At 48.8% G+C, this 26,146-nt stretch carries 22 protein-coding genes and 2 riboswitches; of the genes, 18 read left to right on the top strand and 4 right to left on the bottom strand.

Annotation, left to right across the window (positions count from 1 at the left end; translation table 11 throughout):
• Positions 1-2 precede the first annotated feature (2 nt).
• Together rhaA and rhaB are read right to left on the bottom strand one after the other, a co-directional pair.
• Positions 3-1,259 carry an L-rhamnose isomerase gene (rhaA, locus tag QMK20_RS25895; protein WP_283653880.1) on the bottom strand — a complete coding sequence of 419 codons (1,257 nt, stop codon included), beginning with the start codon at positions 1,257-1,259 and terminating at the stop codon, positions 3-5.
• 12 nt (positions 1,260-1,271) lie between these two features.
• Positions 1,272-2,753, bottom strand: coding sequence for a rhamnulokinase (rhaB, locus tag QMK20_RS25890; protein WP_283653879.1), 1,482 nt, complete (start codon positions 2,751-2,753; stop codon positions 1,272-1,274).
• Positions 2,754-3,081: 328 nt separating this feature from the next.
• Positions 3,082-3,185: riboswitch (purine riboswitch) on the top strand.
• Positions 3,186-3,334: 149 nt separating this feature from the next.
• On the opposite strand from rhaB, the gene QMK20_RS25885 reads away from it, so the two are divergent.
• From QMK20_RS25885 to QMK20_RS25810, 16 genes are all read left to right on the top strand, one after another.
• Entirely contained in the window at positions 3,335-3,952 is a 618-nt protein-coding gene (locus QMK20_RS25885; RefSeq protein ID WP_283653878.1) for a xanthine phosphoribosyltransferase, read from the top strand.
• The gene (locus QMK20_RS25880; RefSeq protein ID WP_283653877.1) at positions 3,946-5,253 is read left to right on the top strand and encodes a nucleobase:cation symporter-2 family protein; all 1,308 of its coding nucleotides are present in this window, start codon (positions 3,946-3,948) and stop codon (positions 5,251-5,253) included. The genes QMK20_RS25885 and QMK20_RS25880 overlap by 7 nt, the downstream gene beginning before the upstream one ends.
• 706 nt (positions 5,254-5,959) lie before the next feature.
• Positions 5,960-6,157: riboswitch (cobalamin riboswitch) on the top strand.
• Positions 6,158-6,364: 207 nt separating this feature from the next.
• On the top strand, positions 6,365-7,948 hold the full coding sequence (locus tag QMK20_RS25875; RefSeq protein WP_283653876.1) for an ABC transporter substrate-binding protein: 1,584 nt from the start codon (positions 6,365-6,367) through the stop codon (positions 7,946-7,948).
• Between the two features lie 15 nt (positions 7,949-7,963).
• A complete protein-coding gene (nikB, locus tag QMK20_RS25870) occupies positions 7,964-8,893 on the top strand; it encodes a nickel ABC transporter permease (protein ID WP_283653875.1) in 930 nt (309 codons plus the stop codon).
• 15 nt (positions 8,894-8,908) lie between these two features.
• Positions 8,909-9,724 (top strand): nickel transporter permease, encoded by an 816-nt coding sequence (gene nikC, locus QMK20_RS25865; protein ID WP_283653874.1) that lies wholly within the window; start codon positions 8,909-8,911, stop codon positions 9,722-9,724.
• Positions 9,721-10,683, top strand: a complete 963-nt coding sequence (locus QMK20_RS25860; RefSeq protein WP_283653873.1) for an ATP-binding cassette domain-containing protein — start codon at positions 9,721-9,723, stop codon at positions 10,681-10,683. Before nikC (QMK20_RS25865) ends, QMK20_RS25860 begins: the two co-directional genes overlap by 4 nt.
• Entirely contained in the window at positions 10,680-11,459 is a 780-nt protein-coding gene (locus QMK20_RS25855; protein ID WP_283653872.1) for an ABC transporter ATP-binding protein, read from the top strand. Before QMK20_RS25860 ends, QMK20_RS25855 begins: the two co-directional genes overlap by 4 nt.
• A gap of 141 nt (positions 11,460-11,600) precedes the next feature.
• Positions 11,601-13,226, top strand: a complete 1,626-nt coding sequence (gene nikA / locus QMK20_RS25850) for a nickel ABC transporter substrate-binding protein (RefSeq protein WP_283653871.1) — start codon at positions 11,601-11,603, stop codon at positions 13,224-13,226.
• 46 nt (positions 13,227-13,272) lie between these two features.
• Entirely contained in the window at positions 13,273-14,217 is a 945-nt protein-coding gene (gene nikB, locus QMK20_RS25845) for a nickel ABC transporter permease subunit NikB (RefSeq protein WP_283653870.1), read from the top strand.
• Positions 14,217-15,047, top strand: a complete 831-nt coding sequence (gene nikC, locus QMK20_RS25840) for a nickel ABC transporter permease subunit NikC (protein ID WP_283656350.1) — start codon at positions 14,217-14,219, stop codon at positions 15,045-15,047. Before nikB (QMK20_RS25845) ends, nikC (QMK20_RS25840) begins: the two co-directional genes overlap by 1 nt.
• Positions 15,048-15,066: 19 nt before the next feature.
• Positions 15,067-15,897 (top strand): nickel import ATP-binding protein NikD, encoded by an 831-nt coding sequence (gene nikD / locus QMK20_RS25835; RefSeq protein ID WP_283653869.1) that lies wholly within the window; start codon positions 15,067-15,069, stop codon positions 15,895-15,897.
• A gap of 37 nt (positions 15,898-15,934) precedes the next feature.
• Positions 15,935-16,744, top strand: coding sequence for a nickel import ATP-binding protein NikE (nikE, locus tag QMK20_RS25830; RefSeq protein ID WP_283653868.1), 810 nt, complete (start codon positions 15,935-15,937; stop codon positions 16,742-16,744).
• Positions 16,745-16,884: 140 nt separating this feature from the next.
• Positions 16,885-17,694 carry a transporter substrate-binding domain-containing protein gene (locus QMK20_RS25825; RefSeq protein ID WP_283653867.1) on the top strand — a complete coding sequence of 270 codons (810 nt, stop codon included), beginning with the start codon at positions 16,885-16,887 and terminating at the stop codon, positions 17,692-17,694.
• 30 nt (positions 17,695-17,724) lie between these two features.
• The gene (locus QMK20_RS25820) at positions 17,725-18,357 is read left to right on the top strand and encodes an amino acid ABC transporter permease (RefSeq protein WP_283653866.1); all 633 of its coding nucleotides are present in this window, start codon (positions 17,725-17,727) and stop codon (positions 18,355-18,357) included.
• A gap of 87 nt (positions 18,358-18,444) precedes the next feature.
• A complete protein-coding gene (locus tag QMK20_RS25815) occupies positions 18,445-19,212 on the top strand; it encodes an amino acid ABC transporter ATP-binding protein (RefSeq protein WP_283653865.1) in 768 nt (255 codons plus the stop codon).
• A 432-nt stretch (positions 19,213-19,644) separates the two neighbouring features.
• Positions 19,645-20,481 (top strand): Rpn family recombination-promoting nuclease/putative transposase, encoded by an 837-nt coding sequence (locus QMK20_RS25810; protein ID WP_481857682.1) that lies wholly within the window; start codon positions 19,645-19,647, stop codon positions 20,479-20,481.
• Between the two features lie 124 nt (positions 20,482-20,605).
• On the opposite strand, the gene QMK20_RS25805 is transcribed toward QMK20_RS25810, so the two are convergent.
• Positions 20,606-20,989, bottom strand: coding sequence for a hypothetical protein (locus tag QMK20_RS25805; RefSeq protein ID WP_283653863.1), 384 nt, complete (start codon positions 20,987-20,989; stop codon positions 20,606-20,608).
• A gap of 206 nt (positions 20,990-21,195) precedes the next feature.
• A complete protein-coding gene (locus QMK20_RS25800) occupies positions 21,196-21,507 on the bottom strand; it encodes a hypothetical protein (RefSeq protein WP_283653862.1) in 312 nt (103 codons plus the stop codon).
• Between the two features lie 53 nt (positions 21,508-21,560).
• Here QMK20_RS25800 and QMK20_RS25795 point away from each other — a divergent pair, with 53 nt between their 5' ends.
• Both QMK20_RS25795 and QMK20_RS25790 read left to right on the top strand, forming a co-directional pair.
• Complete coding sequence (locus QMK20_RS25795; protein ID WP_481857784.1) at positions 21,561-24,728, top strand: ATP-binding protein; 3,168 nt, start codon at positions 21,561-21,563, stop codon at positions 24,726-24,728.
• Positions 24,721-25,833, top strand: a complete 1,113-nt coding sequence (locus QMK20_RS25790) for a response regulator (RefSeq protein WP_283653861.1) — start codon at positions 24,721-24,723, stop codon at positions 25,831-25,833. The genes QMK20_RS25795 and QMK20_RS25790 overlap by 8 nt, the downstream gene beginning before the upstream one ends.
• Positions 25,834-26,146 lie beyond the last annotated feature (313 nt).

Genomic DNA, 26,146 nt, shown 5'->3' with positions numbered 1-26,146 from the left:
AATTACCGTTTTAACAGTACCTGTTGTTCATAGTTTTTTGCTTCGGCCAGCCATTCTTCACGAACGGGGACACCGTTTTGAGCGCAATAGTAATCCCATACGGCCCCGAACGGATATGATTTGAATTCTTCGACAAGGGCAAGACGAGTGGTGAAGTCCCGTTCCTCTTCCGCCTGCTTCAATGCTTCAATCGGTTCCAGCATAGCGCGAAGCAGCGCTTTGATCGTGTTGCGTGTTCCGATGACCCATGCAGCCACATGATTGATGCTGCCGTCAAAGAAATCTAGGCCGATATGGGTTCGGGAAAGCAATTCTCCGCGAACCAGCTCACGGGCAATGTCGAGTAATTCGTCGTCCATGGTCACCACATGATCGCTGTCCCAACGAACGGGTCTGCTGACATGGAGCAATAATTGATCGGTGAACATCAGCACGGAAGACAGTTTATTTGAAATGACTTCAGTCGGATGGAAGTGACCGGAATCGAGACAAATGGATTTACCCCGCGTCAGCGCATAACCCATATAGAATTCATGCGAGCCAACGACATAGCTTTCCGAACCGATGCCGAACAGCTTGCTTTCAACCGCGTCTATGTTGTATTCTTCACTGATTTTTTCACTGAAAATCTCGTCCAGAGAATCTCTAAGGCGTTTTCTTGGAGCCAAGCGGTCAATCGGGGTATCCTTGTAACCATCCGGCATCCAGTGGTTGGTAACACATGGCTGACCGAGCTCTTTTCCAAAATACTCCGCAATCCTACGTGATTTTTTACAGTGTGTGATCCAGAAATTGCGAATTTCAGGGTCCTTGTGGCTCAGCGTGAAGCCGTCTTCCGCTTTGGGATGGGAGAACAAGGTGGGGTTAAAATCAAGCCCCAATCCCTGCTGTTTGGCCCAGTCTACCCAGTTCTGAAAATGGTGCGGCTCCAATTGATCCAGATCCACTTGTTCTGTGGTATCCGCATAGATCGCGTGCAGATTGACCTTGTGTTGACCCGGAATGAGCGACAGGGCTTTCTCTAAATCCTGACGTAATTCATCCGGTGTACCTGCTCTGCCCGGGTAGCTGCCTGTTACAGCAATGCCCCCGCTAAGCTGTTTGTCTTTGAACAGGAACCCCTGAACATCATCTCCCTGCCAGCAGTGTAATGATATTTTGATCTCTGAAAGCTTCCGTAAAACGTCATCCACCTGAATACCGTGGCGGGCATACAGCTTTTTCGCTTCGTTATAACTGGCTTCAATGGCTTGATTCATGGGTTTACTCCTTTATCGAGATATCTGAATAGAGGACGCTGTTTGCTTCCTGAGATTTTCCCAGCGTTCCAGAACTCCTTCCAGTCCATCCACTGTCCTCGGTTGATATAACTGAGTCGGGAAGGATTGGGCAATGACACTGCCAGCAGCCTGGAGATCCTCAAGAGCACCAGTGCTGATGAGCTGCACGACAATATTACCGATGGCCGTCGACTCGGAAGGTCCAGCGTGAACCTCAATCCCCAAAAGATCGGCTGTTAGCTGACATAGTAACTCGTTGTTAGCGCCTCCGCCGACAATGTGCAATTGAGTAACCGTTTCGTCTGTTAAACGCTGTAGCTCATGTAAGGCATCCCGGTAGCTCAAGGCCAGGCTGTCGAAAATACAACGGGCGAGCGAACCCGGTGTCCGGGGAATGGATTGCCCCGTTTCCTCGCAGAATCGTTGAATTTCAAGAGTCATGCTATCCGGGTTTAAAAATGCGGGCAGGTTGCAGAGAACCAGACTGGCAAACGGCGTTTCTGCCGAAGCCAGTTGGGCCAATTCGGCAAAGCTAAGAGCAGAACCGCCCTCTCTTCTTACTTCCTGAATCATCCATAGGCCCATAATGTTTTTCAGAAAACGGTACGTATCGTAAGCTCCCCACTCATTGGTGTAGTTCGCCTGCATGGCTGCCTTGGTATTCAAGGCTTGTCGCCGCTCCATACCCAGAAGTGACCACGTTCCGCTGCTAATATAGGCCCACGATTCTTCCCGCTTCGACGGAACACCCGCCACAGCCGATGCTGTATCGTGTGTAGGCACGACAATGAGCTGGCAGTCTGGAAGATCGTACTGCTGAGCAAGCTCCGGTAAGATTGCCCCCAGAGTCTGACCGGGCTTGGTAAGCGCTGCAAATTGATTACGGCGAAGACGGAGCAGGGACAGTAGTTCTTCATCCAACTCCCGGGTATTCACATTTAAAAGCTGCATGGTAGATGCATTTGTCGTTTCATTCATCATGATGCCCGTAAGGCGGTAATACAGATAATCGGGAACCATCAGAATTTTATCTGCTTGGGCGAGCTGTTCCCGATCATGGACGAACAGTTGATACAGCGTGTTAAAGTTCAGCTCCTGAATGCCTGTCTTCTCATATACATCTTCTCTGCTTATGAGCTGGTGCAGCTTTTCGGGTGCATGAAGAGTTCGTGCATCGCGATAGGCGTAGATATCATGAATGCGACGACCTTCCTGATCCAGCAGGACGTAATCTACAGCCCATGTATCTATGCCGAGCGTGCAGGAATGAATCCCTTTCTGTTTGGCTTTTTGCAGTCCTTTTATGATCTCGTCAAACAGATCATCGACATTCCAGTAATCATGTCCGTCCCTTTCCGTAAAGGAGTTGCCGAACCTGTGAAGCTCTTCCAAGTGAAGCTGGCCACCTTGCAGGGTTGCACTTACGAGTCTTCCGCTTGAAGCCCCAATATCAACAGCAAGATAGTTATCCATATAAAATCTCCTTACGTGGGTGAAGTCCCGGCAGTCGAAGCTCCTGCCTCTTTACATCTTATATAATTCAATACTACTTCCGTTTTTCTGTGTAGTCAACACAAACGGAAACATAATATATGGTTTTATTTTTGTTTTTCAAATTATAAATAAAATATAATATTGTTTGTGTGGTTTTATGTGCATTAATATCCGTTTTCTACAATATATGTACCTTAATCGGAGGGGAACGCTGTTTTGTAATGTTCGAATTGTGGAATGTTCTTCAAGTGCCGCTATCTGTATGAAAAATAGTCTTGAAACCGCCCGCCAGAGGGTGTAGTATACAAGGTATCAATTTCATATGACTCGTATAATATTGGGGATATGGCCCAAAAGTTTCTACCGGACGACCACAGTAATCGTCCGACTATGAGTGATAGCGCATCGGCTTCGGATGAATGCGGCATTTATTTGTGCGCTAATCCGTCAGGGATTACAACCCCAGGGACAGGCTTCACTTGAGAAACAACTCAAGGGAGCCTGTCCTTTTTTTGGTTTTGGCAGATTTATTCTATTTAAGAAGGAGCGATACCCGCATCATGAAAGTTTTGGAGGAACGTATTCGTCAAGAGGGACAGATTTTATCCGACACGGTATTAAAGGTAGATTCATTTTTGAATCATCAGGTGGATACAGCATTGGCGCTGGAGATTGGTAAGGAGTTCGCACGTCTTTTTGGCGGTGCTCCCATTACGAAGGTGCTTACGATTGAAGCAAGCGGCATTCAGTTTGCCATGGCTACAGCCATTGCATTGGGTGTTCCGTTCATGTATGCGAAGAAAAAGAAGGCAATCACGCTGAACGAGCAGGTTTACTTCGCTGAGGTCCACTCGTTTACACGGCAGGAAACCTATCAGGTGAGTATTTCCCAAAAATATCTCGATACCAGCGACCATGTGCTGATCGTGGATGATTTTCTGGCGACTGGCGCAGCATTGGTCGGACTTACGGATATTGTGAAGGAAGCAGGAGCGGAGCTGGCCGGGGTCGGCTGCGTGATTGAAAAGAGCTTTCAGGAAGGCCGTGGACTGCTGGAGCAAAGAGGTATTGCCGTACGTTCTCTTGCACGTATCGCTTCGATGGCACCTGGCGAGGTTCATTTTATAGAAGAAGCGGGTGCGGTGATTCCTTCCGTTAAGGAGAATGTGGGATGCTAAGCAAACAAAAGTTATTCGCGCTGGGCTTCCAGCATGTGATGGCGATGTATGCCGGAGCGATTGCCGTACCTCTGATTGTAGGGGGAGCATTGCACCTGACGCCAGCCCAAATGGCCTATCTGGTAGCTGCGGATCTGTTCACCTGTGGGATTGCCACGTTGTTGCAGATTATGGGCACACGGTTTTTCGGCAGTAGATTGCCTGTCATTCTGGGCTGTACGTTTACGGCGGTGGGTCCGATTATCGCGATTGCGTCGACCTCGAATTTGGCGACCGCGTACGGAGCCATTATTTTATCCGGTATATTCGTGGTGCTCGCGGCACCGTTGTATGGCAAGCTGCTACGCTTTTTCCCGACGGTGGTTACGGGCTCGGTGGTTACGATTATCGGCCTGTCCCTCATTCCGGTGGCGATGAATAACGTAGCAGGGGGCCAGGGCAGCGCGGATTTTGGACAGCCGCGTAATTTGCTGCTGGCGTTAGTTACTTTACTGGTTATTTTACTTGTGAATCGGTTGGCCAAGGGCTTTTTGCGCTCGATTTCTGTGCTCATCGGTCTATTTGCGGGTACCGTGGTCGCTTATGCGATGGGGATGGTACATTTTGCTCCAGTGGCGCAAGCGTCTTGGGTGAGTGTTGCACAGCCGTTTTATTTTGGTAAGCCTGAGTTTAGCATTATGGCAGTATGTACAATGATTATCGTTAATATTGTCAGCATGGTCGAGTCTACGGGCGTTTATTTGGCAGTGGGCAAGGCGATTGACCAGAAGGTAGAGCAGAAGCAAATCGTCAATGGGCTGCGCTCTGAGGGACTTGCGATTATGCTCGGGGGTATTTTCAATGCGTTTCCTTACACGGCATTCTCGCAAAATGTAGGTCTGATCTCATTAACACGTGTCAAGTCGCGGAACGTTATTTTTGCTGCGGGTGGTATTATGGTTGTTCTTGGTCTGTTGCCCAAACTGGCTGCCTTAACGACAGTGATTCCTAATGCTGTGCTGGGAGGGGCGATGATCGTCATGTTCGGTTCGGTTGCTGCGTCGGGCATGTCTATTTTGTCAGAAGTGGACTTGAGGAAGGAAAGCAATCTGCTGATCGCGGCATGTAGCATTGCGGTGGGCCTCGGCTCTGCCGTGCTGCCCCAAATGTTCGACCAACTGCCGAGCTTTGCCAAAATGCTGCTGCAAAACGGTATCGTATCCGGTTCGATCGCAGCGATTGTCTTGAATATCGTTTTAACGAAAAAACAAGGCGAAGCGGTCAAAGGTGTGACGGTGGCGGAGGTTCCGCAGAAGGTTTGATGATTAGTAATAGGTAAGGACAGCCGGAGAGAGGACGTAAGCCTCTTTTTCCGGCTTTTTGGCATAGAGTTATTGATAAAACCCTCTTCCTGTATGAAGATCGGGGTTTGAGATTCTATTAGAAGAATTTGCTAGAGTGGTAGGCGAGGTCATGGTATAATCTACCTTATGGATTTTGAATAGTGGTGGATGTTTTCAGACCACGGCGCAGCTTCCCGAAAGGGGGTGAAGCCGATGGTCAACCTTGTGTCGTGCTACGATGTGTTGCGTTGGATGGTTACGTTACTAAGCCTGGTGTTTAGTATTCGTAAACTTTATCGCTGGCTACGTCGGAAATTTCGGAACAAGCGAAAACCCACCGCGTAATTAGGTTAGGCGCCTAACGGTGGGTTTAGCTAAGCATTTAGCGCGCCGTGGTGATCCACAGCCTTTCAAGTCCTAAGAGTCTTTGCCGTTGGTAGCGGCGAAGACTCTTTTTAGTATACGGACACGGTGGTTATCTCTATACCTAATTTTATCACGTCCATTGCGTACACGCAACGCAAAGCCACAGCCTTGTTTCTCGCTGTATCATTAAAATTTAAATTATTATGCGACATTTGTTGACAGGCCTGTAACAACAAAATAAGATAGTCCTAATTCGTAATATAGAGGAATAAAGGAAGAAAACAGGTGTGAACCGGACTTTCCACCTACAGGGTTTCGCTGAAATCATGTAGATGGCTGTTGTGCGTGTTCACTTAAAAGGGAAGTTCGGTAGATTCCGACACGGACCCGCCACTGTATACAGGCATCAGCAGGGAATTGCTGTAGCTTTCGGAACAGCCACTGGAACTGTGAAGAACCGGGAAGGCCTGAGAGATAAGCCTGAAGTCAGGAGACCTGCCTGTTTTAACATCACTGTCAGACTCACGGGATGCTGGGGAGGTGGTTAGGCGTGCTGCATACGGGAATGTCTGAAACCGATCCGATCCCCCTTGTTTTTAGAGGGTGAAGAGGGTGAGCTTAGGCATTTTATAATGAAAGCATTTCTGACTGCTGATTAAGCGGTCGGGGATGCTTTTTTCGCGTTAGGTATGTATGAGATTACAAGATGAGGGGAGTCAATAGAATGATAAGCAATCGTAAAAAGCGTTCATGGTTTATATGTACAGGGGTGATGCTACTGCTGGCAGTTATGGCTCTTTCGGGATGCTCGACAACTAATAAGACGGCGGATAGCCCCAGCAAGGGCGAGAACACATCCACACAACAGGCTACAGCAGATAAGAAACTGGTGATGGCGTATACGTGGAAACCGTCGGGCGTTGACCCGCACGGAGACAATAGCTGGGATGTCATGCGGTCCGGCGCAGGTGAGACACTTGTCCGTTTGAATGAAAAGCTGGAACCAGTGGCTTGGCTGGCCAAGGAATGGAAGCAGGACAGTCCCACAGTTTGGACGTTCAGCTTGCAGGATAAGGTCACTTTTCATGACGGAAAGAGTATGGACGCGGAAAGTGTGAAGGCTTCCCTGCTGCGCTCCATCGAGAAAAGCCATTTGGCAAAGGATTTGCTAGACGTAAAGTCGATTGATGTAACTGGGCGGCTGTCGTTGAAAATCACGACAAACCAGCCCAATTCAGCGCTGGTGTCCAATCTGGCTGATCCATCGACGATTGTGCTGGATGTAGCGTCTATGAAGGATGAGCAGAGCTACCCTGCGATGACAGGTGCTTTTAAAATTAAAGCGTTCAACAAGGATCAGTCATTGGTCGTAGAGCGTTATGACGAATATTGGGGCGAGAAGGCACGGCTGGCTGAAGCAACGATGAAGTTCATTACGGACGGCAATTCACGCCTGTTGGCGCTGCAATCTGGCGAAGTAGATGTAGCGACTGATATTCCGGTGGATAACGCGGAGGTATTAAAAAAGAACGATAAGCTGCAAGTGCTGTCGGCTCCCTCTTTGCGCACTCATATGATCGTGTATAACATGGAGTCGCCTGTGTTCAAGGATGCCGCGAACCGCAAAGTAGTGGACAGCCTGATACCACGTGCATCCATTGTGAGTGCGATCATGAGAGGCTATGGTACGGAGGCAAGCAGCCCATTCCCGAGCATTCTCTTCTTCGGCAAGGTGGAACGTAAAGCGCTGGACGGAACGGCGGAGCAGTTGTTGACGAAGGATGGTTGGCAAAAGGATGCCCAAGGTACATGGACCAAGCAAGGCAAGCCGTTCGAGGTTACGTTGCTGACCTTCCCTCAGCGTCCAGAGCTTTCAGTCATGGCTGAGGTGATTCAGAGCCAACTGCTGAAAGAGGGCATCCAGGTGAAGATCCGCAAGGTGGAAAATATCGACGAGGCGCTAACCAAAAACGATTGGGATTTTGCCATGTACAGTATGCTGACTGCCCATACGGGGGAGCCGCAATATTTTATGGACATGTTTTATTCCTCTAAAAGCGAGGCCAATGTAAGCCGTTATGGTTCCAAACCGCTGGAGAACCTTCTTGGCAGCTTGAAGCTGGCGAAGGATACAGCACAGCGTAATGCCGTGACATTGCAAGCGCTGGATATCATTAATACCGATTTGCCGCAGTCGTTTATTGTTCACCCTGATAATGTATTTGGGGTGAAAAAAGGGGTTGAGGGCTTTACACCGCATCCGATTGAGTATTACTACATTACGGCGCAATCCGATATTGCGGAATAACGGACTGCATACCCTATGATTCGTTTTATTCTGGAACGTATGGCGCAACTGGTCATCATTGTGTTCGTTGTATCCACGCTGACGTTTGTGCTGATGAGGCTGGCTCCCGGCGACCCTGCTACCATTCTGCTCACCGCGCATAATGTGCCTGCCTCTGAGGAGGCGTTGACGGCGCTGCGGAAGGAGCTGGGCTTGAGCGAGTCGCTTCATATTCAGTATGTAAACTGGCTGCGGGATGTGTTCACAGGGCACTGGGGCACCTCCTATGTATCCAAGGAGTCGGTGCTAACCGAGCTGTGGAACAGACTGCCTGCTACCGTGGAGCTGGCCTCGGCGGGCTTTGCCGTCATGACGTTGCTGACTCTTGGGATGGGGCTGGCTGCCTCGGTAAAATCCAGCGGTTGGCTGGATCGTCTGGGAAGGCTGTTTGCACTGCTCGGATCGTCCATCCCCTCTTTTTGGCTTGGCTTTCTGCTGATTTACCTGTTCTCCGTCCGTTTGGGCTGGCTCCCGTCCATGGGTCGGGAAGATTGGACTCATTTGGTACTGCCAGCGCTGACCCTTGGGGCAGGTTTGGGGGCTGTGCAAGCCCGTGTGCTGCGTGCCCAAATGCTGGAGCTGGGTGACCGGAATTTTGTGAAGGCGGCGAAGGCCAGAGGCTTTTCCCGCACGCATATTCTGTTTTTTGAGATATTCAAGCATGCGATTTTGCCGATCATCACGCTGTTAGGCACGAATCTGTCATTTATGCTGGCGGGCAATGTCATCGTAGAGACGATTTTTTCATGGCCGGGTTTAGGCAAGTATTTTATAGATGCGATTACGCAGCGGGATTATCCAGTGATTCAGGGGTATGTTATTTTTGCTGCATTTTTAATCGTAGGTGTTCAGTGTTTGGTAGATGTGGTCCAGGCGGCTGTAGATCCAAGGTTGCGTTTGCGTTAGGGGAGGAAGTTGAAAATGAAAAACATGCGGCTGTCCTTCAAAGGGAGCTTACTGACAGGAGGAGTGCTGCTGGGCCTGATCGTGCTGCTCGGGGTACTGGCTCCATGGGTTGCTCCTCACGATCCTCTTGATGTGGACCTTCTGAACCGTTTGGCACCACCTAGTCGGAAATATCCATTTGGTACGGATCATCTGGGTCGGGATGTACTGTCACGGCTGATTTACGGCATTCGGACAAGCGTACTGATTGCCTGTGCGATTACAGCAGCCACGCTCTGCATCAGTTTGCCGATAGGCTTGCTCATTGGCTATGTGCGCGGGCGTGTGGATCAGCTAGTCATGCGGGTGATTGACGGAGTGCTTGCTTTTCCCGATATTATTTTGACGGTGGCGATTGTGGGTATCTTGGGTCCGGGCTTTGTAAACATGACCTTAGCCATTATTGCGGTACGGTGGGCCGGGTATGTTCGGTATATTCGCACCCTTGTTCAAAAAGCCTGTCAGGAGGACTATGTGAGATACGCCCGTTTATCCGGTAATTCACATGTGCGCGTACTGAGACGTTATGTATTGCCACAAGTGCTGCCACAGCTGCTTGTGTATGCGGTTTGGGACATCGGGCGAGTGGTGCTTATGGTTGCCGGACTTTCCTTTCTGGGGCTGGGCGTACAGCCGCCTAAGCCGGAATGGGGCGTGATGCTGCATGATGCGACGTCGTATTTTCAGGTGGCGCCGCATGTCATGATTTTTCCGGGCTTGGCGATTATGCTGTTTGTGCTTGCGTGCCAGCTTCTGGGAGACCGATTCTCCGAAAAGGGGGCGGCAGAATGAAGGATGGGACAGGACAGATGAAAGGAAATATGGTAGGGCGCAAGCCAATGTTGCACGTGGAACATCTGGAGATATGCCCCATAGGCACAGGAGCGGGTACACGTATTGGCGCAGCAGCAGGTGCGTACGCAGGTGGGAAGCCGGGTGCGAATGGGAAAACAATACGGAACAGCGTCAACCAACCGCTGCTCCGGGATGTCAGCTTTTCCGTGTATCCGGGGGAAATTGTGGCTCTAACCGGGCCGAGCGGATGTGGCAAGAGTCTGACCGCGCACGCAATCTCGGGCATGCTGGAGCCGGGGATCGGCGTTACGCAGGGGCATATGTACTACAACGGGGAGGACATCGTCCCGTTCGATGAACGGCGCTGGCAAAGGCTGCGCCGCGAGGACATTGCCCTGCTCATTCAACAATCGCTGAGCGGGTTGAATCCGATCCGTACCGTCCGCGCACAGCTGACGGACACGCTTAGACTGCACGGGCGGCGCTGGATGCCGCCCGACCAGAGGGGGCTGGGCAACCTACCCCGCCCTGTACAGCATCAAGCCCCCCCACAGGGCGTGCTGCCCCGGATGTGGCAGATGCTGAGACGGATTGCACAGCTGGCTGGAGGCTGCGCTACTCAAGCGCAGGAGGATTATCTGTGCTCTTTATTGAGCAAGGTCGGGTTTGCAGACCCTGAGCATATTTTGTCCTCGTACCCTTTTGAATTAAGCGGAGGGATGTGTCAAAGGGTACTGCTGGCTGCGATGCTAAGCTCCGGTCCGCGCCTTTTTATTGCCGATGAGCCTACCACGGCGCTGGATGTTATCAACCGGGACAAGGTTCTGGCGTTATTCCAACAGTTGAGAGAGGACTTGGATCTCACCATTTTGCTGATTTCTCATGATCGTCAGGGTGTGAGTCGTGTGGCGGATCGTGTACTGGAGATGAGCCCGGAAGGAAGGATGCTCGAATGATACTGGAACTAAAGCAAGTGACCAAAGCCTATCCTGTCCGCAGACGGAGAAAAGGCTGGTTCAACAAGCAAGAAAGCGGGCAGGCCGCCGTGAAGCAGGTGAGTCTGGAGCTGCAACGGGGAGAATGCCTTGGACTGGTTGGCGAAAGCGGAAGCGGCAAAAGTACGCTGGTACAATGTATCCTAAGGCTGGAATCGTTGACCTCGGGGGAGCTTTGGCTGGATCATCAGCCCATTCACACTGGAAGGATGAAGGATATCCATCTGTACAAACGAATCCAGCTGGTCGCACAGGATTCGTCTTCCTCGCTCCATCCTCGCATGATCATACGAGATATTTTGGAGGAGCCGATCCGTAACTATTTTCCCGAACGAAAAGCGCAAGCGCTGGAGATCTGCCTGTCTTTACTGGAATCGGTGGGGCTGGACGCGGAATGTCTGGAGAAATACCCATCGCAGCTAAGCGGCGGACAAAAGCAGCGGGTATGCATCGCCCGTGCGCTGGCGGTGGAGCCGGAAATCATCTTGTTCGACGAGTCCGTCGCCAATCTCGATACGGAAACGCAGGCTTCCGTACTGGACATGCTCAAGAAAGCACAGGAGGAGCGCCAGCTATCCTATCTTTTTATCACCCATGATCTTCAATCCACCCGTCCGTTTTGTGATCGGATTGCCGTCATGTATCAGGGGGAGATTGTGGAGATATTTCAGGAGTGGGATAAAGACCTGTTACAGCATGAATACACGCGTACTCTGTTTCAAACGTTGACGGAATGAGCCATACCTCTCATATTCTACAAATTTAAAATAAATATGAGCTTTCTTTGTCGAATATGTTGACAAAATAGGATGTGATACCTATTCTAAATATGATTATGATAATCATTATCACATATATAGAAAAGGGGAAATACATTGATGTCCGTTCGACACCGCAAGACTGCCACCATTATGCTGGTGGCAATCCTCTTATTATCCGTTATTTTGGGTTGCGCGAAGCAGGAGAATACACCTGCATCTACCTCAACTGACGGAGCTGCCAATGAAAAGTCGATCACACTATCGTGGCCGCGTGACATTGGTACGATGAATCCTCACGTATACAATCCTTCCCAACTTTTTGCACAATCCATGATTTATGAGCCGTTAGTCAGCTACAAGCAAGGTGGCAAGCTGGAGCCTGCTTTGGCTGAAGCCTGGACCATTTCAAAGGACGGCAAAACATATACGTTCAAGCTGCGCAAAGGCGTGAAATTTTCAGATGGAACGCTATTTAATGCGGCTATTGTCAAAAAGAACTTTGACGCTATCATGAAAAATGAGAAAACGCACAGCTGGCTTGGTATAGTAAGCGTTCTCGACAAAACTGAAGCTGTAGATGACAGCACCTTCCGCATGACGCTCAAAGAGCCGTACTATCCGGTGCTTCAGGACTTGTCCGTCGTTCGTCCGTTCCGTTTTCTGGGTGAAGCCGGGTTCCCGGATGATGGAGATACGTCCAAAGGCATCAAGAAACCGGTAGGTACCGGACCTTGGATGCTGGATGAATACAAACAAGACGAATATGCGACCTTCAAGCGTAACCCGAATTATTGGGGAACCGCACCGAAGGTGGATAAAATTATCGTAAAGATCATTCCCGATGGCGAAACACGTGTAATGGCTTTTGAGAAAGGCGATCTGGACCTGATTTACGGAGAGGGCGTCATCAGTCTGGATGCTTTCAAGCAGCTTCGCGACACGAATAATTATGTGACCAAGCTGTCCGAGCCTGTCGGTACAAGAAGCCTGTTGCTCAACTCATCCAATCCCAAGCTGGCAGACCTTCGGGTACGTCTGGCGCTCCAGCATGGCTTTAACAAGCAGGCGATGGTGGAAGGCGTGACCTCGGGGCTGGAGGAAAAAGCGGATACTGTTTTATCCAAAAACTATCCGTATACAAATGTGGACTTACAGCCCGTTGACTATGATGTGGAAAAATCCAAAGCGTTGCTGGATGAGGCTGGCTGGAAGCTGCCCGCAGGCGGCACGGTACGGGAGAAGGACGGACAACAGCTGGATTTTGAGCTGATTTTTGATAAGACCGATCCGATCCAAAAGGCGATGGCCGAAACCATTCAGGCGGAATGGGGAGAACTGGGTGTTAAAGTGAACCTGACCGGACTGGAGCTGACGGTTCAAATCAAACGCCTTAGATCCAATCAGTTTGATCTGTACTTCTGGTACAACTATGGTGCGCCTTATGATCCGCATTCCTTTATTAATGTCATTGCCAAGAAGAGCTTTGGGATTTCCGAGGTACTGAGCGCTCTTCCGATGAAGAAGGATCTGGATCAGCAAGTACACGAAGCCCTCTCATCGACAGACGAAACCAAGCGTCAGGAGCTGTATGCTTCGATTCTGAAGACTCTTCAGGAGCAATCTGCCATTGTGCCTATTTCATATATTAAGAAAACCGCAGTATATCAGAAAAAGATTACGAATTTTGTATTCCCGGCCAATCGGGATGAAAATCCGTTTGAGGGAATTGAAATCGGGAAGTAGTTGAAACCGAAGGGTAACGATAGTTTACAGGATAGGAGGACAACTCATGATCAGCTATATCGGGAAGCGAATGGTAGCGGTCATTCCTATTGTTCTCTTTGCCACCCTCGTTACCTTTGCACTCATTCATATTTCACCAGTTGATCCGGCCGAAGCCTATTTGACGGCAGCTCATATCTATCCAACTCCGGAAATTTTGGAGCAGAAAAGACATGAGTTTGGGCTGGATCAGCCTTTGCTGACGCAGTATATACAGACGCTGCAAAGAATCAGTCGGCTGGACTTTGGTACTTCATATCTGACGAACAAGCCGGTGTGGGATGAGGTGAAGGTTCGGCTGCCTGCCACCGTCGAGCTGGCGCTGAGCAGTATGGTGCTATCTATCGTGGTGAGTATCCCGCTGGGCGTACTGGCGGCGATGCGTAAAAATGGCTGGATCGACATGCTTAGTCGGGGAATTTCTTATTTTGGAGCGTCTATTCCTCAATTCTGGCTGGGATATCTGCTGATCTTCTTTTTCTCCGTGAGGCTGGATTGGCTGCCTGTAGAGGGGCGGGGGACATGGCAGCATCTGGTGTTGCCTACGTTGACTCTGTCGCTGGTTCTGATTGCTCTATATACGCGCCTGCTGCGCTCCAGTGTATTGGAGCAGCTTCAGGAAACGTATGTGCAGTATGCCAGAACCAGAGGGATTCGTGAACGGGTGATCATGCTCAAGCATGTGCTCAAAATTGCCATTGCCCCGCTGATTACGGGTATGGGCATGAATCTGGGCAAGCTGCTGACCGGAACGATTATTGTCGAGCAGGTGTTTTCATGGCCCGGGTTTGGCCGTTATTTTGTGGAAGCGATTTTTAACCGGGATATTCCCGTCATACAATGCTATGTGTTTTTGGCGGCATGCCTGTTCATCGTATGCAATTTGCTCGTTGATCTGGTGCATTTGTATATGGATCCCCGAATTTCATCGAAGGGACGAACAGAGCAGTGATGATAAGGTTGCGTACAATGCTCAAGGGTCAAAAGGTGATCGTGGTCTGCTCTGTAGTGCTTTTGATTCTTTTTATGATTATGGCGCTGGCCCCGTGGCTGGCTCCCCATGATCCGGTTAAAGTCAATTTACTGCATAAGCTGGAAGGCCCTTCGAAAGAATATTGGCTGGGAACCGATCATTTGGGTCGGGACAATCTGTCCCGGCTGCTGTATGGAGCGCGGATTTCGCTCGGTTTTGCGACATTAATTTTCTTGTCCTCGCTTAGTATCGGTGTCGTGATCGGATCGGTTGCAGGTTATTTGGGCGGCTGGGTCGATAGTGTACTGATGCGGTTTTGCGAAGGCATTATGGCGTTTCCGAATCTGGTGCTGGTGCTGGGTATTGTCGGTATTTTTGGGCCGGGTCTCATGCAGGTACTGCTCGCCTTGATGATGGTGCAGTGGGTGTATTATGCCAGAATGTGCCGCAATATGGTCGTCAGTCTGAAAGAGCGGAATTTCATAGCTGCCGCAAGGATTAGCGGGTCCTCCTCAGGAGCAATTATCCGGCGGCATATCATTCCGAATGTACTGCGGCCGATTGTGGTCATGGGTACGCTGGAAATGGGCTGGGCGATCATGGATATTTCGGCGTTGTCTTTCCTCGGTCTGGGCATCCAGCCGCCGACCCCCGAATGGGGAGCGATGATCCATGAAGGAACGGGATACATCCGCAGTCATCCGGAATTAATGATCTATCCGGGCGTCATGATTCTGGTGGTGGTAATGGCCTTCAATATATTGGGGGAGGCGCTGTCCGACCGATACGGAATTGCCAAACGTCAGTAAAACAGGAGTGAGAACAACAATGGATGACGGGGCGAAGTCGAAGGTGCTGGAGGTCAGCGGCTTGCAGGTGAAGCTCAAAACCGATGCAGGGGCGGTGTCTCTGCTGGAGCCGATCCATTTTGAGCTGAAAAAGGGACAGGTTCTTGGTCTTGTCGGCGAGAGTGGCAGCGGCAAAACGGTAACCTGTAACGCGCTGCTCCAGTTGCTGGATCGCCAGACGATGGACGTGGAAGGCAGTGTCCGTCTGAACGGGCGCGAGCTGAATGGAATGGCTTCAGAGGAGATACGGCGTATTCGGGGCAAAGACATCGCGTTTATTATGCAAAATCCAATGAGCGCCTTTACGCCGGTGTATACGATTGGGTCTCAGTTTATGGAAACGATCCGCACGCACACCGGGTTGACCACACGACAGGCCCGCGACCTTGCCATATCAGCTTTGGAAAACATGAACCTGCCCGACCCGACCAAGCTGATGAAACGTTATTCGTTTCAGTTGAGCGGGGGGATGCTGCAACGGGTCATGATTGCCATTTCTATGTGCCTGCGGCCAGCGGTAGTTATTGCAGATGAACCAACGACGGCGCTCGATGTCGTTAATCAGCTACAGGTGCTAAGAGAGCTGAATCGCTTGCGTACGGAATACGACACTTCCATTTTGCTGATCTCGCATGATCTGGGCGTCATATCCCAAATGGCGGATGAAGTGGCTGTTATGCAGCGGGGACGTATCGTTGAGCAGGCGGAGGTTCATCAGTTGTTCGATCAGCCACAGCATGATTATACGAAAATGCTGCTGCATGCCAGGCCCAAGTTGTCCCTACGGGGCGTGAATCAGGTAGGCGAGTAGTCGCCTGTGGACGGTTATACTTTCAAAAGGGGAGCGAATGCGCGTGCTACAAGTGAAGGAAGTAACTCATAGCTATGGAAGGCGCAAATGGTCGGGCCGCTCCGAACCACGCCCCCCTGTGCTGGCGGACGTTTCGCTTACCATAGAGAGCGGATTTTGCCTGGGATTGCTTGGAACCAGCGGAGCGGGTAAAAGCACGCTGGGCAAGGTCATTCTGGGGCTGGAGAAGCCACAGGAGGGCCGGGTACTGTTTCAGGGTCAGGACATTTATAATGGAAGCACACAAGCCCGCAGGGGGCTGCGACGGGATATGCAGGTCGTATTTCAGGACTGTTATTCGGCTGTAAATCCCCGGATGACCGCCGGACAGATTATCGGGGAGCCTCTGGACAATTACGAGCGGTTATCGGTGCAGGAGCAAAAGAGAACGGTTGAGCACCTGCTGGAACGAGTTGGTCTCAAGCCGGAGGATAGGAATAAACTTCCGCATCAATTCAGCGGCGGACAATTGCAGCGAATCAACATCGCCCGGGCGATTGCACTCAAACCAAAGCTAATTGTGCTGGATGAGTCCGTCAGTAGCCTGGATATGGTTCACCAGATGCACATTTTATCCCTGCTGGGAGAGCTGAAATCCTCGTTTGGATTGTCGTATCTATTCATCACACATGATATTCGGGCGGCTTACGCCGTCTGTGATGGCTTTGCTGTGATGGAGAAGGGGAGATTGATCGAGCGCTGTGACGAGAAGGACCAGATTTTTGAATCCGCTCATCCGGCTGTGCAACGGTTGATCTCGTCCATATTGCCGGAACATCCAGCAGACCGTCTTTCACTCCATGAATGAGAGTTGACCCGCAAGGGTCCTTTTTTTTGTGCAACATATGGATAAGTAATCGAAATCAAATTTACCTGTTGTATTATTTGAATAACTCGTTATAATATAAAATCATAGTAAATCACTTGGATTAAGAAGGGGTATCACATATGAAGAAATCTGCTTTTGTTGCAGCGATTGGCCTATCTCTCGTGCTATTGACGGGAGCCTTGAGTGGGTGTTCCTCGAAGGAAGCAGCATCGGGGGATAAGGTTATTTATGTGGGCACACAAAATGACTACCCGCCGTTCGCTTTTACGAATGATAAAAATGAGCTGACCGGATACGATGTAGAAGTGGTCAAGGAGATCGACAAGAAGCTGGACGGCTACAAGTTTGAGTTTGTACCTTCCGGCTGGGACGGAATTTTCCTGGCGCTGGAATCGAACAAGATTCAGGTCGTAGCAGATGAAGTCGCCAAAAATCCTGAGCGTGAGCAAAAATATTTGTTCTCGGATGAATCCTACTTTCAGGCACAATCCGTCATTGTTGTGAAAAAAGGCAGAACGGATATACACTCTCTCAAGGATTTGGAAGGCAAGAAGGTAGCTGCATCAGTAGGCGATTCCTACACACAATTGCTGGAACAATATAATGCGAAGAATGGGAATAAAATTATTTTGAAATACAATGATACAGGCACTTCGTCCGATAACCTTCAAGACGTGCAAAATGGCCGGGTGGACGCTTATGTGAATGATCCAGTCATGACGGCTGCTACGATCAAGAAGGAAGGTTTGCAGGTCGAAGCGATAGGTGATCCTGTGCAAACGGATGATATCAATCTGGTGTTCAAAAAGGATAAGCAGAGCGAAGAGCTGAAAGCTAAAATCGACCCGATTATTAAAGAGCTTAAAACGGACGGAACGCTGAAAAAGCTGTCTGAACAATGGACAGGCGGGGAATATATCCCGCAGTAACAACAATGTAATGGGTAAAGTGAGGTTCCTATGGAAAAGCTGTTTGACCTTGATTATATGCTGAAAAGCCTTCCCCGGATCGTGGAGTATCTCCCCGTTACGCTATGGATTGCATTTTTGTCCATGCTGCTGGGTTCGATCATCGGGTTGGGGACGGCCTTAATTCGGATATACAAGGTGCCTGTATTGGCGCAATTGTCTACGTTGTATGTCTCGTACATTCGGGGAACGCCGCTCATCGTGCAGTTATTTCTCGTATATTATGGAATACCCAAGTTTTTATATTATTTTCAGAGCGAATACGGTTTCTTGCAGCAATTAAATATCTACGTGATTCCACCCGAGATTTTCGCACTGTTGTCATTTTCGTTGAATCTCGGGGGTTATCTGTCGGAGACGTTCCGAGCGGCGATTAATTCGGTGGATCGTGGGCAATTTGAGGCTGCCAATTCCATCGGGATGAGCCAAACACAGATTATGCTTAAAATTGTGCTGCCACAGGCGCTAACGGTGGCTTTGCCCAATTTGGGGAACACGCTGATTAGTACGGTAAAGGATACGTCTTTTATCTTTATGATTGGTGTCGTTGATATGATGGGACAGGCCAAAATTATGGGCGCGCGGGCGCTGGCCTTTTTGAAGTATACGTTGCGGTGTCTCTGATCTACTGGCTGGTGTGCATCATTATTGAGCGCGGGCTTGTTGTGCTGGAGAAGCGTATTCGAATTTACGAAAGAAGTGAGTAAGAGCATGATTCAACTTCATCAAATTCATAAGCATTTTGGACAGCATCATGTGTTGAAGGGAATAGACCTGACCGTAGGCAAGGGAGAAGTCGTGGTTATTCTGGGGCCAAGCGGATCGGGCAAGTCCACATTGCTGCGCAGCATTAATTTCTTGGAGCAGCCGACCAGCGGTGTCATTGAGATCGACGGTGTGAAGGTGGATGCAGCCAAGGCGGGGAAAAAGGACATTCTCGGACTGCGCACGGCAACGGCGATGGTATTTCAGCAATATCAACTGTTCAAAAACCTGAATGCCCTCCACAATGTCATGATCGGCCTGACCAGTGTCAAAAAGCTGGACCGCAAGCAGGCGAGGGAGATCAGTGAAGGCATTCTGGAAAAGGTCGGGTTGAAGGATCGCATGACCTACTACCCTGCCCAGCTTTCGGGTGGACAGCAGCAGCGTGTGGCAATTGCCCGCGCCTTGGCGCTGAATCCGCAGGTGTTGCTGTTCGACGAACCGACGTCCTCACTCGACCCTGAGCTGGTGGATGAGGTGCTGTCGGTGATTCAAAAGGTAGCGAGTGAAGGCAATACGATGATTATCGTCACGCATGAGCTTGGCTTTGCGAGGGATGTCGCGGATCGGGTCGTGCTGATGGAGCATGGTGTGATCGTGGAGCAGGGCCTGGTGGAGCAGTTTTTCACCAATCCGAAGGAAGAACGGACACGACAATTCCTGGGCAAAGCGTTGGTACAGAGAGCGCCACAGGAGCAACCGATATCTTCGTAAAATACGTGGAACGGGGTACAACAAGGTTCACCTCCATATGCAGTACCAGTGAAGACACCTTAAATGGTGTCTTTTTTCATTTCAGTGGCTGTTTTGGGCTATATACATGGCGGCTAGAAAGCTTGCTATAACACGATTTCTGGGGCTTGCGGTTAATGAATACAGTGAGTTTCACTGATGCTATGCGAAGATGGGGGGCAAGTTTGGCCGTCACGTAACCAGTGTTAAATATAGCCGCCTTCCATATCTCCTCATCCGTACTTCGATTCGTTAAAACTACTTCTCTAAAACCTCCAAAGCTTTTTAGTTTTCTTTTACTAAACTGCTCACTTATGCCTAATATGTTCCAACACGGCAAGCTGATTCAAGCTGAGCGGTTTTACTCACCTTTGTAAGGCTCAAAACCCTTGAAAAATGATATAATAATAACGAATGGAGCTGATAACGATGGATTTACTTGACCCACGTGTAGATTTTGTATTCAAACGGATATTTGGCAGCGAGAACAATAAGGATGTGCTACTGGCGTTTCTTAACCGTATTTTCACCGAAGCTGGCGAGCCGCCGCTGACTGAGATCATCCTGATGAATCCCTATACGGATAAAGATGATCCGCTCGACAAACAGTCCATCTTTGATGTTTACGCCAAGACCTCTGAAGGTAAACTAATTGATATAGAAATGCAGCTTTTTAATAAGTATGATATTGAGAAACGAACGCTGTTTTATTGGTCCAAACGATATGCGAGTCAACTCAGCGAGGGCGATAAGTACCGAGAACTGAAGAAATGCGTGACGATCAACATTTTAAACTATTCGTTCTTGAAGAATGAGCAATATCATAACATATTTCATTTGCGGGAAGACCGGACAGGGATATCCTTGATTGATGACATTGAGGTTCATTTCTTGGAATTGCCTAAGCTGGATGAGCATAGCGTTCCGTCTGAAGGCGGATTGATCAATTGGCTGTTGTTTCTAAAAAGTGCCGATACTTCATATTGGGAGGTGCTGAAGATGAATGAGCCAGGTTTGGAGAAGGCGATGGACACCCTGCAATATTTGAGTCAGAATTCGGATGCCAGACGATTGTATGAGGCCAGACAGAAGTATCTGCATGATGAGGCATCTATGCTGGAAAGTGCAGAAATGGAAGGTGTTAAGAAAGTGGCCAAGAATATGCTCGAAATGAATCTGGATATAACGACCATTGTGAAGGCCACTGGATTAACGGAACAGGAAATCAAAGGCTTGAGCAAGAATAGTTAAGGGTATTTCTATATCGAATTTAAAGACATACTGAATGTAATGTCAAGGAATTAAAAAGAAGAGACTCGAAACCGAGGCACTTCTTTTTAATTCTCTTTTGATTGACAGCTATGTTTAAGATGGTTTAGCCTATATTCACATTGAGGTCTTTAAAAATATCAATTAGGGCTGTTGCATCTTGTTCGTTAAGACTTAGAAGTACTCGCTTCTTTTCTTTAACAGTAAATGAAATATGCCCAGTGAGAATATTTTTCTCAATGTACACCGTATCAGGAGGGTTTAGATTAGCAGCTGAAGCCTCCTGATCTTTTTTGTCATTAGATAGCATTTTTATTGCATCTTTTCTAGGGAGTGCGGGGAGTAGGGCAGCAAGCTCTTGAAGTCGTGCTTTAAAAGACTCCTTACTAATAACTTCTTTTGTTCCTACAGCTAGATTCTCTTTTCGTAAATCTAGTGGATCACGATTAGCGACAAGAACAAATTGACTTGGTTGTTCTGCAATGCCCATAATAACTCTGCTCATCTTTGTGTACTTACCATTGATGTTAGAGACTATAGATCCTCCTGCATTCCAATATGACCATGATTCAGTAGTTGCTTTGTCAACTGTTTCAAAACATCTTTTAAGGACCTGGTAGTTCCTCTGTGATATCGACATTTTTAGCGATATATTATGTAGGGTGACATCAAAACTGTCATTACATCCGTAGAAGCTTATGTGTCGTTATCTTCGGACAGGGGTATCCACTCCCCCTCGCCTCTATCGTACAAATCCACAACTTGTAGCTTAAAGATGACTTCTACATGCTCTTGGTAGACAATCAGCTTTTCTACATAGCTGTCGATGAACTTCTTGATCTCAGAAAGGTTTCGGCTGGAGATGTGGTCCTGAATGCCAGAAAGCAGTTGTCGCAGACTTTCCTCTGTGATGGTTGCTTTTTCTTTTACATGCTGAGCCTCAAAGATGACTGAGCCATCCGTGCTTGTACACATAGAGTCTGTAAAATAAATTGTGTACTCACCCACGCTTATTTCCAATTTCACTTAAATCAGTCTTGTGATTTTTTGTGAAGTACGTAATGTATAGAATGAAAAGTGTTGAAATGAATTCCGAGGGGGAGCTATGTATCAAAAGGGGGCAATTTCGTGAGGCCATCGGAATTGGCTTGATCTTTTCGCTCTCCATTGTGTTGTTCGTCGCTATTTATTCCCAAACGATACCGGATCAGGACATGCCGCCTGTGAAGCGGGGAGTGTTGGATTTGTCGAATTGGGATTTCCACAAGCAGGGATGGGTCAACCTGGATGGAGAGTGGGAATTTTATGAAGATGAATTACTGGAGCCTGCCGATTTTCGCGAAGGGACGCGTACAGAGGTCTCGTATTTATCCGTACCTGGCACGTGGAAAGGAAAATCAGCGAATGGCGGTATGAACCGAACAGGGTATGGTACGTACCGGTTGAAAGTGCTTATTAAAGATACGGATGAAGTTTTAGGTTTAAAAATAAGGAGTATTCGCCTTTCCCATCGATTGTTCATTAACGGCAAGTTAGAAGGCGAAAGTGGGCGCCCAGCAGTCGATATCAAGGAGCATCAGCCTGGAAATACGCCCTACAGCGCGTTTTTTCACACGGATGCCAAAGAAATCGACATTGTAATTCAAGTGTCTAACTACGTATTTGTCACCGGTGGTATTGCTGGCTCGATCCCATTCGGATTGGCTGAAGATGTGACGAAGCTAAACAGTATACAGATCGGCACCGATATCGGAATTATTTTGATTCTTGGCATGTTTGGCGTGTATCATCTCAGCTTCTGTCTGCTAGGGCGAAGAGAGAAAACATATTGGCTCAGCGGGCTGTATTTGCTGCTGCTTTTATTGGAAAAAGCACTTTTTGGCGAAAAGATTTTACAGAGGGTACTGCCTGGCCTCCCTTTTGATATTGTTTACAAGCTGCTGGATTTAAGCGAATTTGTCGGCGCTGTGGTGCTCATCCTGTTTTTCAGTTCAGTTGAAGCCCGCCTCATGTCGTCTCGGATGATGAAGCTGATACTGACTCCGTTAGGCCTATATATTACGGCGGTTGTCGTGTTGCCTTATCGTGTGCATATCCAGGGAAAATACGTTTTCTTTTTTTACTTAATCATCGTTTTCCTATACATTATTGGCAGAATGGCGTATCTGTACATTCAAAGCCAAGGCGGCTCATCCGATCGGAAGGAATTAATGCTTTTTATTGGCGGAAGCGTTTCGATGATGATCTTTTTGGTGGACGGAAGCCTCTATTCGGAGAATATGGTTTCGACCGATCTGGTGGGAAAACTCGGAGTAGTTTGTTTCATCATCATCATGAATATCCTGCTCGTGGTTCGATTCTCGAATGCTTATGAGAAGACGGAGCTACTTTCCTATCAATTGACGGTTTCCAACCAGCTCAAGGACGAGTTTTTGATGAACACATCCCACGAGCTCAAGACTCCACTGCATGGCATCCTGAATATGACGTCTTATTTACTGGATGATGAGGAAAAAAATCTGTCGCCGAAGCAAAAACGGAATCTTTCGCTGATCAAGGATACATCTATCAAGCTGTCCATGCTCATTCACGATTTAGTCGATGTTACCCGTTTGAGGCACGGGGAACTGAGTCTGCATCCGACCGCTGTGGATGCCAGAATGGTAACACAGATTGTATTCGATGTACTGCAATTTGAGCTTTTGGGCAAAGCTGTGCAACTGGATAATCAAGTCGATCCCGATGTCTGGGTGCAAGCGGACGAGAATCGGCTGCGTCAAATCATGTACAATCTGGTCAGCAATGCCGTTAAGCATACAGACAAAGGGTCGATCAAGGTGGTGTCGAGCGTTGCCAAGGGAATTGTTACGATTTCTGTCGAGGATACTGGAACAGGGATTCCTAAGGATAAACATGCTGTAATTTTCGAATATTTTGAGCAGCTTGACGGGCCGCTGCCTAAGGATGGATATACAGGAATGGGCGTTGGTTTGTATATTAGCCGCAAGTTGGTCGAACGCATGGGTGGAGAAATTTGGGTGGATTGGTCGGAGGTCGGTCAAGGCACACGCATGACGTTTACATTGCCAAGCGCAGTCCAAGTACCGGCTAATCGTGAAACGGCATATGCGTTGCAAGAGCAGCAGCGATATACCGATAAGGATCAGGAGCTGAATATTTGGGATGGACACGAGCATACCGTAATGATTGTTGACGATGAAGCCTCCAATATCCACACCTTGTTGAATATTTTGAAACGGCATCGCTACAATGTCGTCACCGCTTTCTCAGCAAAAGAAGCATTGGAGAAAATAGAAGAGTACCCGCAAGTCGATCTTGTCATTCTCGATGTGATGATGCCGGGGATCTCGGGCATTGAGCTGTGTCAGAGACTGCGAAGCAGCTACTCCATTCTCGATCTGCCCATTTTGTTCGCAACGGTTAAGGATACGCCGCAAGACATCGCGCTCGGCTTCAGGGCCGGGGCGAACGATTATTTGACCAAGCCGTTTGAGGCGGAAACGCTCATTGCCAGAATCCAGACCCTGATCGCTGTGAAAACATCGCTCCAAGAAGCGATTCGCAATGAGCTGGCGTTCCATCAAGCGCAGATCAAACCGCATTTTCTCTACAACGCCTTGAGCAGCGTTATTTCATTTTGCTATACGGACGGGGAAAAAGCTGCGTACTTGTTATCGATGCTCAGTCAGTACTTGCGCTACATCCTGGACATGGATTCTTCCACGCTGTTCGTCCCTCTCTACCGGGAAATGGAGTTAATCCAGGCGTATGTTGAGATTGAGAAAGCCCGTTTCGGAGAGAGGTTCGACTACGACTTTCACTACGATAACCGTATAGAGCATTTGGAAATTCCTTCTTTATGCATCCAGCCTTTTGTCGAGAATGCGATTCGGCACGGTTTGTTCGAGAAGGAAGGACACGGCAAGGTGACGCTTGCGATCAACGAGGGAGACGGTTATATCCGGGTGGTAGTCGAAGACGACGGCGTCGGCATACCGGATGATCTGTTGGACCGTATGTCCAAAGGAGACCTGCAGGATTGCGGCATCGGCATCCATAATATCCGCAAGCGTCTGGACTCTCTCCCAGGGGCAACGCTAAACATCAGCTCCGATAGGGGAAGAGGAACTAAAATAACGATGTATTTGCCTGTAAGGAATAACGAAAAGATCGGTTCGGGTAAACGGAGGAGGAGCGAGGTTGTTTAATGCGGTCATTGTGGAGGACGAAATACCGATTTTGAATTTAATGAAATATGTCATCGGGCAAAACCCGTACTTTACGATCATAGGTGCTTTTACAAGCTCGCTTGAGGCGCTGGCCAGCCTGTCTGAGCTTCGGCCGGATGTCGCTTTCCTCGATGTGGAAATGCCAAAGATGAACGGGCTGGAACTCGCGGAAAATATCAACGAAGCGTCGGAGCAGACGAAAATCATCTTCACGACGGCTTACAAGCATTATGCGCTGGATGCATTCAAGGTTTATGCCTTCGACTATATTTTGAAGCCTGTGACACCCGCGGCGATCGAGCGGGTCGCAAACCGGCTGGTCAAGCTGCATCGACCTGTCGGCAATGCTGAACAGCAGGTGGGGCTTGCCTCGATTCGGTGCTTTGGAGGATTCGAGGTCCGAAGTCGGGAAGGATCGCTAATCCGCTTTCCGACACGCAAGACGGAGGAGTTATTCGCTTATTTCCTCTGCCATCCGGGTCAGAATCTCAACAAGTGGCGATTGGCGGAATTGCTGTGGCCGGATATGAGCGAGGACCGCGCGTCGCATAATTTGCACAACACGATGTATCGTTTAAAGAAACTGTTGAAAGAGCAAGAGATCGGCATGGAGATTCAGAAAACGAACGAAGGATACATGCTGGAACCATCGGATCGAACGTACGATGTGCTGGAATATGAGCGGTATGACTTTTCTCTTGTGGGAGGATTTCAGGATGCGGCGCAAGCGGAACATGTATGCTCGCTCTACAAAGGTCCGCTACTGGATAGAAAAGATTACTTCTGGAAATCTCCGCTGGAGGAAGTATTCTGCAAACAGTACACATCGCTTGTACGCAGCTTGATCCAGCAGGATCTCGCCAGGGAGGATTGGAAAAAGGCGGAGCAGAAGATTGATTCGTATTTGACCATGTATCCCCTGCATGAGGAGATGAATCAGACTTTGTTGAGCATCTATGCAAGCAGTGGGGACAAGGAGAAAATCGTCAGGCATTACGCGCAGTTCGAGGCTTCTTATCGCAAGGAACTGGGGCTGGAGCCGCCGCAGGAGCTGAGAAGCCAGAAGGCGTCGTATTTGGAGTAATCTTGTCCGACCGTTTTTACCGAAAACTGAATACTGGATTAATAAGAAAGTGATTATTCCCAGTTGAAGAGTCTATTAGGGAATAGTCTCTTTTTTTTCGACATTATTCGTGGTTTTGTGAGAATTTTGTGAGAACAGTTTGATAGAATGTTGCAATGGGGGGAGGCAATATGGGGCGAGTGAATCAAGCGATACTGTTGGGAGTTCTGGCAAATCGAGCGTTTCAATCACGATATATAATCAGGACGAGCAGAAACACGTAAGTTGCGACAGTAGATAGCACTAGAAATATATATAAGATTATGGAAACTAT

It is taken from the genome of Paenibacillus sp. RC334 (genome assembly GCF_030034735.1).
GTDB lineage: Bacteria > Bacillota > Bacilli > Paenibacillales > Paenibacillaceae > Paenibacillus > Paenibacillus terrae_A.
Note: the sequence above shows the minus strand (reverse complement) of the source record. Positions and strands in the feature narration are given on the sequence as shown.